Origin of the sequence: Pseudarthrobacter sulfonivorans, from assembly GCF_014712225.1 — a bacterium.
GTDB lineage: Bacteria > Actinomycetota > Actinomycetes > Actinomycetales > Micrococcaceae > Arthrobacter > Arthrobacter sulfonivorans.
In genome coordinates, this window is the sequence record NZ_JACXBW010000028.1 from 21288 (window position 1) to 28192 (window position 6905).

The 6905-nt window shown below is 65.3% G+C and carries 4 protein-coding genes and 1 pseudogene; 3 read left to right on the forward strand and 2 right to left on the reverse strand.

What is annotated here, in order from left to right; translation table 11 throughout:
- Positions 1-85 precede the first annotated feature (85 nt).
- Positions 86-2533: a transglycosylase domain-containing protein gene (locus IAQ70_RS22000; protein WP_190992085.1), complete on the forward strand. Its 2448-nt coding sequence runs from the start codon at positions 86-88 to the stop codon at positions 2531-2533.
- Positions 2534-2618: 85 nt separating this feature from the next.
- Here IAQ70_RS22000 and IAQ70_RS22005 read toward each other — a convergent pair whose 3' ends face one another.
- The gene (locus IAQ70_RS22005) at positions 2619-3212 is read right to left on the reverse strand and encodes a DnaJ family domain-containing protein (RefSeq protein ID WP_190992086.1); all 594 of its coding nucleotides are present in this window, start codon (positions 3210-3212) and stop codon (positions 2619-2621) included.
- A complete protein-coding gene (locus IAQ70_RS22010) occupies positions 3209-4234 on the reverse strand; it encodes an Lrp/AsnC family transcriptional regulator (protein WP_317983746.1) in 1026 nt (341 codons plus the stop codon). Before IAQ70_RS22010 ends, IAQ70_RS22005 begins: the two co-directional genes overlap by 4 nt.
- Before the next feature lie 144 nt (positions 4235-4378).
- Here IAQ70_RS22010 and IAQ70_RS22015 point away from each other — a divergent pair.
- Both IAQ70_RS22015 and IAQ70_RS22020 read left to right on the forward strand, forming a co-directional pair.
- Positions 4379-5598 (forward strand): annotated as a pseudogene (locus IAQ70_RS22015) (M20 metallopeptidase family protein).
- An 18-nt stretch (positions 5599-5616) separates the two neighbouring features.
- On the forward strand, positions 5617-6905 hold a 1289-nt coding region (locus tag IAQ70_RS22020; protein WP_190992088.1), incomplete at its 3' end, for an MFS transporter.

A 6905-nucleotide genomic window follows, 5' to 3' on the forward strand; every position in this document is an offset into this window, starting at 1 on the left:
CTTGGCTATCAGTTCGGCCCACATCTGGCTGCCACCCGATCCGCGGCGTATCCTGTTCACACGTCGCGAGCTTGAGGGCTGATCAATGGCGAAGAAAAAGAAGCGCGAGCACCGGATTGCCAGGACCCTGGGAAGGATCCTGGGGTTCTTCGCCGCGAGCGCCTTGTGCGGCGTACTGGCCGCCAGCCTGGTGGTGCCGGCGGTGGCAGCCGCAGGGTTCGGAGTCAGCACTTCCATCGGGTTCTTTGACAGCCTCCCCGCAGAACTCACCGTCCCGCCGCCGTCGCAAACCACCAGGGTGCTCACCGCGGATGGTAAGACGATCGCCACGTTCTACGCCGAAAACCGCGTCAGGGTTCCCCTGGCCAACATGTCCCCGTACATCAAGGACGGCATCGTAGCGATCGAAGACAGCCGCTTTTACGAGCATGCCGGCATTGACCCCCAGGGCATCATGCGGGCTCTCGTTTCCAATGTGACCTCCGGCGGCCGGCAAGGTGCATCCACCATCACCCAGCAGTACGTCACCAATGTCATCAACGAGGCGCGGCTATCCCAGGACAAACGGGACGAGGTGATCCTCAGCGGCCAGAAGGACATGGGCGTCAAACTGCGGGAGATGAAACTGGCCGTCGCGCTGGAAAAGAAGTTCACCAAAGACCAGATCCTTGAGGGCTACCTGAACATTGTGTTCTTCAACAGTGATGCCTACGGAGTGGAAGCGGCCGCCAAGTATTTCTTCAGCACCACCGCCAAGGACCTGACCCTCCCGCAGGCAGCCCTGCTGGCCGGGCTGGTCAACAGCCCCACCTTCTACAACCCCGCACTCAACCCCGAGAATTCGATGGCCCGCCGCAACCAGGTCCTCGCTGAGATGCTCAAACACGGCAAGATCACCCAGGCCCAGCATGACGAAGCTGCGGCCACCCCCATCGAGCTCAAGATCACTGCGGAGCGGCAAGGTTGCGCCAACGCGGCCATGGCCCCCTATTTCTGCGATTACATCTCGCATCTGATCCTCAACAATCCTGCCTATGGTTCGAGCCTGATCGAACGGCAGAGAAAGCTCTACCGCGGCGGCCTCACCATCACCACCACGCTGGACAGCAGGCTGCAGGCAGCAGCCCAGGCGCAGGTGGATGGCTCCGCCGGCGCCAACCCGGACCACTGGGGCGCGGCCCTGGTCTCAGTCCAGCCGGGGACAGGGAAAATCCTGGCTATGGCCCAGAACACGGTATTCCTGCCAGCGCCCGGAAAATTCGACACTCAACTGAACTTCAATGTTGACGCCAAAGACCCCCAGGGGAATGACCTCAACGGCGCCGGCGGCTTCCAGCCCGGGTCAACGATGAAGCCTTTTACCTTCGCTGAGTGGCTCAACGAAGGCAAATCCCTCACGGCCGAGGTGGACGCGTCCCGGCGGGTGTACCCGCTGGGGTTCCCGTGGCGCTCCAGCTGCGGAAAGGTGCTGGGCGCTTACAGTACAGCCCAAAACAACCCGGAACTGGGCGCAGCGGATGACCTGCAGAACGCCGAAGAGGGCTTTTACCGCAAGATGCCGATCAACTACGGCCTGTACAACTCCATCAACACCGCCACGTTCGCTACCGCCGCCCAGCTGGACTTCTGCGGCATCCAGAAGATGGTGGACACGGTGGGCCTTCACAGTGGCCTGGACGGCGCCCAGATCAACATGCACCAGCTGGGCAACCTGCTCGGCGCCACCGGCGTGGCGCCCCTGCACATGGCCAACGCTTTTGCCACCTTCGCCAACGACGGAAAGTTCTGCACCCCCGTGGCGCTGGCGGATGTCACTGACGCAACTGGCGGCAAGCTCCCGGCACAACCCAGCGAATGCCGGGACGCGGTGAAGCCCGAGGTGGCCCGCGGGGTCAACTCGGTGCTGCAGGATGTGCTGGTAAAAGGCTCGGGCTTCTGGATTAACCCCAAGATCCACACCAAGATGCCCACCGCTGCCAAAACCGGCACCTCGAACAACAACGGCTCCACGTGGGTGGTGGGCTACACGTCGGGCCTTGTCACCGCGTCCTTCTTTGGTGATGCGCTGGAGGGGCAGAAGCGTTCCGGCCAGAACGTCACCGTCAATGGAACCTTTTACCCGCGGCTTGATGGCTGGATGATTGCCGGGCCGCAATGGGTCAATTACATGCTGCAGGCGGCTCCGCTGTATCCGGCCAACCAGTTCCCGCCGCCACCGGCATCGATGATGAAACCGTCTTATGACCCGGCGCCCCCGGCGCCATGGGTTGCGCCGCCGCCCGCGCCCGCCGCGGCCGTTATACCAGCCCCCGCTCCTCCCCCGCCGCCCGCACCACCGGCACCGGCGCCCGCTCCTGCACCGGAGCCACCACCGGCACCGGCACCGGCACCTCCTGCTCCGGCGCCGGAGCCGGCTCCAGCGCCAGGACCCGGGCCGGATCCCGCTCCGGCCCCCGCACCCGACTTCCCGACACCGCCCCAGACCCCGGACGATCCGGGGATCGATCCGCCGCCGGACGAACCTGAAGATTGACGACGGCGGGACGCCGCCGTCGTCCGCTCCCCTCAGCGGTTCCGCACCCGAAACGGTTCCGCAGCACCCGAAGCGCTTCCGCGCCCTAGGTGGTTCGGCGCCAGAGCCGCTGCCACCAGGAGGGCTCCGGTTCCGGGTCGGGCGCGGCGGCCTCTGCCCGCGAAGCCCGGCGCTCGTGCCAGCGGGCCACTTCGGCGTCCACGTCCCGCGTTTTGGTGATGACCGGGGGGCCTCCCTGGAGCTGGCGGCGGGCGTCGATCACCCGGGCGTTGAAGTCAGCCAACATGTCCCGGACCTGCTTTTCGGTGAACTGGGCATCGAGGCGGGCGTCCAATTCGGCGTCCTCGGCGCGCAGCAGGATGGCTTTGGGCCCAAGCCCGCTGATGTTTTCCCGCTGGATAAGGCCTTTGACCCACCAGTCCGGATCGTAGGCTTCCCCCAGCCCGGGGATGGGCTTGCCCGCGTATTTGAGGTTGTCGAACTTGCCCTGCGCCATGGCGTCCCGGATCAGGTATTCAGCCCGCCGGGCATCGTCCACCTTCTTGCGCTTGTCCCGCTCCTTCGCCTCGGCCGCCTCAAGCGCGGCCTCCTCTTCGGCGCTGATGCCCGCGCCGCGGTAGGAGCGCAGCTCAGCGGCCCGCTCCAGCCGGCGCCTGAAGTACCCCGACCCGCCGCTCATAAGACTGCCACTCCCTCCGTGTCGAAGACGACGGAGCCGGTCGCCGTCGAATCCGGGTTCAGCATCCAGCCCATCCGCTTGGCCCGGCTGAGGATCACGGCGCTTTCCACGAGCTCTATATCCGGAATGCGCTGCTGGAGGGCCAGTTCGGCATTCATGACATCCGCCAGCGACTTCAGCCACATGAGGATCACGAAGTTCGTCCTCCCGCTGGTCGACGCGCTCAAGCGGATCGTCCGCAGGCCTCGGAGTTCCGCAGCGGCTGCCTCGTGCTGGCCCGGCGGCACGTTGGCGAACCACTGGCAGCTCACCGGGTAGCCGGAGAGATCCTGTGCAATGTCGCAGCGGAAGGTCAGCAGACCGCTGGAGATCACCCTGTTCAGCTGCCTTTGCACCGTTGCCGGGCTCCTGCCCAGGCTCCGGGCGATGTCCGCGGCGCTCGCCCGCCCATCACGTGCCAGGAACGGAATCAAGGCCAGATGGCTCGCCGGCAGCGGGGCGCCGGACCGCAGTCCTGCCTGGGTGCCGTCCAGGCCGGCAAGAACCTGGAGGGCACTTTGCTGCGCATTGTCCAGGGCGTTGAGCCGCCAGGCATTGCCGGCGGAATGCAGCCTCGTCCCCAGCGATGTGCGGTACTTCAGCAGTCCCCGGATTTCCTTGAACCGCGGCAGCACGTTGTCCGTGAACTGTTCCAGGGTCGGCGAGATGACTGTCAGCATGAGGTCCCTGTTACTCGCGGCTTCCTCCACCGTGACCACGTCCGGGATGGCGGCAAGCTCGGCGGTGACCTCTGCCCGCAGCCGCATTTCGCAGTCCACATCCACCAGCGCCAAACACATCTGCTTGGGGTCGCCGATCAGATGCGCCGTGGTCCAGGCTGCCCCCGCGGACCTCAACCTGTCCCAGCGCGCGGCCAGTGTGGTGGCGTGCACCCCTAAGACCTCTGCCGCATCCGACCAGCTGATGCGCGGCGCCACCTGCAGGACGTTGATCAGGGCAAGGTCCTCCTCACTGAGCACCACTCGTGGCCACCTTTCGATACTGTGCACAATTTCTGCAATTCCAGCATACTTTTGATCTTTTCCTGCATGTTGGAACGTTGTGAACCACATCACCTCACAATGGACAACAGGTTATCAACGGGCACACGTCCAGAGGGAGAGCAGATGTCAATCAGCACCGACGCCAGGGAGCTGCAGCCGGAGCTTGTCCGGCTTCGCCATGAGCTGCACCAGGAACCCGAAACCGGCCTGCAGCTGCCCCGGACCCAGGAAAAAGTCCTCAAGGCGCTCGACGGCCTGCCGTTCGAAATCACCCTGGGCAAGAGCACGACGTCGGTCACCGCGGTCCTGCGCGGCAACGCACCGCACGCGTCGGCAACCAAACCAACGGTCCTCCTGCGTGCCGACATGGACGGACTGCCCGTTCAGGAGCGGACGGGGGTGGACTTCTCGTCGAAGATTGACGGTGCCATGCATGCCTGCGGCCACGACCTCCACACCGCCATGCTGGCCGGCGCCGCCACCCTGTTGGCCGAGCGCCGGGACCAGCTGGCCGGTGACGTGGTGCTGATGTTCCAGCCGGGAGAAGAGGGCTGGGACGGCGCATCCCACATGATCGCCGAGGGCGTCCTGGACGCGGCCGGCCGCCGTGCTGACGCCGCCTACGGGATGCACGTGTTCTCGGGCCTGGAGCCGCACGGCCGGTTCTGCACAAAGTCCGGCGTGATGCTGAGCGCTTCGGACGCACTCACCGTTACCGTCCTGGGCGCCGGCGGCCACGGCTCTGCCCCGCATGTGGCCAAGGACCCCGTGACCGCGGCCGCCGAAATGGTTACCGCCTGCAGGTCATGATCACCCGGCAGTTCAACGTGTTCGATCCGGTTGTCCTGACGGTGGGCGTCCTCCGGGCCGGCACGAAGCGCAACATCATCCCGGAATCGGCCACCCTTGAGGCGACCGTCCGGACCTTCTCCGAGTCTGCAAGGGAACGGATGATGACCGCCGTTCCCACCCTGCTGAAGGGCATCGCCGCTGCCCACGGACTGGAGGTGGACGTGGACTACCGTCACGAATATCCCGCCACCGTCAATGATGACGACGAAACCCATACCGCCGAGAAGACCATTGAGAACCTCTTTGGAAGCTCCCGCCTCGTCCGCTGGGCCACCCCGCTCAGCGGCTCCGAGGACTTTTCCAGGGTGCTGGCGGAAGTACCCGGGACGTTTATCGGCCTGAGCGCCGTCGCCCCCGGCGCCGACCACACCACTACTGCTTTCAACCACTCCCCGTACGCCGCCTTTGACGACGCCGTACTCTCCGACGGAACTGCACTCTATGCAGAACTGGCCGTCTCCCGCATCGCAGCCCTGGCCTCGGCCCACTAAGACCTCCCGGAGCGCACCATGACCACAACTGCAGACGTCCCAGCTGGCGTCAAAGTACACACGTCCCACCTGCGAACGCTCATCGGCACCGGCATCGGCAACGCCGTCGAATGGTACGACTGGGCCATCTACGCCACCTTCTCGCCCTTCATCGCGAGCGCACTGTTCAGCAAGGAGGATCCGACGTCGGCCTTCCTGGCCACCCTGGCGATCTTTGCCGTGGGCTTCGTGGCCCGCCCGTTCGGCGGCTTCGTGTTCGGCTGGATCGGTGACCGGATCGGCCGCAAGACGTCCATGACGTTCGCGGTGGGGCTCGCTGCCCTGGGCAGCCTGCTGATCGGCATCGCGCCCACCTTCGAAACCGTGGGGGCGTTTGCCTCCGTGCTGCTCCTGGTGGCCCGCCTGATCCAGGGCCTTGCCCACGGTGGCGAGTTGCCGTCGTCGCAAACCTACCTCTCCGAGATGGCGCCGAAGGAAAAGCGCGGATTCTGGGCAACACTGATCTACACCTCCGGCACCGTCGGCATCCTGGCCGGAACCATGCTGGGCGCCACCCTGTCCAACGTCCTGAGCAAGACTGACATGAACGCCTGGGGCTGGCGGATCCCCTTCATCATCGGCGGCATCATGGGCCTCTACGCGCTGTTCATGCGTGCGCGCCTGAAGGAAACGGCAGCGTTCGAGGCCGAATCACCCAAGGAAAAGCACGAGCCGATGTGGCCGCAGATCTACCGCCACCGCAAGCAGGCCCTGCAGGTCATCGGCCTCACCGTCGGGCTTACAGTCTCCTACTACATCTGGGGCGTCGTGACGCCGAGCTACGCTTCCTCCGTGCTGAAGATGGACCGCGGAGAGGCCCTCTGGGCGAGCGTGATCGCCAACGTGCTGTTCATCGCCGCACTCCCCTTCTGGGGCAAGCTGTCCGACCGGATCGGCCGCAAGCCGGTCCTCATCATGAGCGCCGCCGGCGCCGCGCTGTTCCACTTCCCCATGACCTGGCTGCTGAAGGACTCCCCGTGGCAGCTCGCGGTCACCATGACCGTCATGCTGTTCTTCATTGCCGGATCGGCCGCGATTGTCCCGGCCGTGTACGCGGAATTGTTCCCCACCAGGATCCGGACCGTGGGCGTGGGCGTGCCCTACTCCATCTGCGTCGCAGCCTTTGGCGGCACGGCACCCTACCTGCAGGCCTGGCTCGGAACCATCGGACAGGCCAACCTGTTCAATGTCTACGCCGTGCTGCTGCTGGCCATCAGCATTGCGTTCGTGTTCACCATCCCTGAAACGAAAGGCAAGGACCTGACCCA

Bases quoted from the DNA above. Each gene is read 5' to 3' on its own strand.
- IAQ70_RS22000 (WP_190992085.1), top strand. From the start codon at position 86: ATGGCGAAGAAAAAGAAGCGCGAGCACCGGATTGCCAGGACCCTGGGA.
- IAQ70_RS22005 (WP_190992086.1), bottom strand. From the start codon at position 3,212: ATGAGCGGCGGGTCGGGGTACTTCAGGCGCCGGCTGGAGCGGGCCGCT.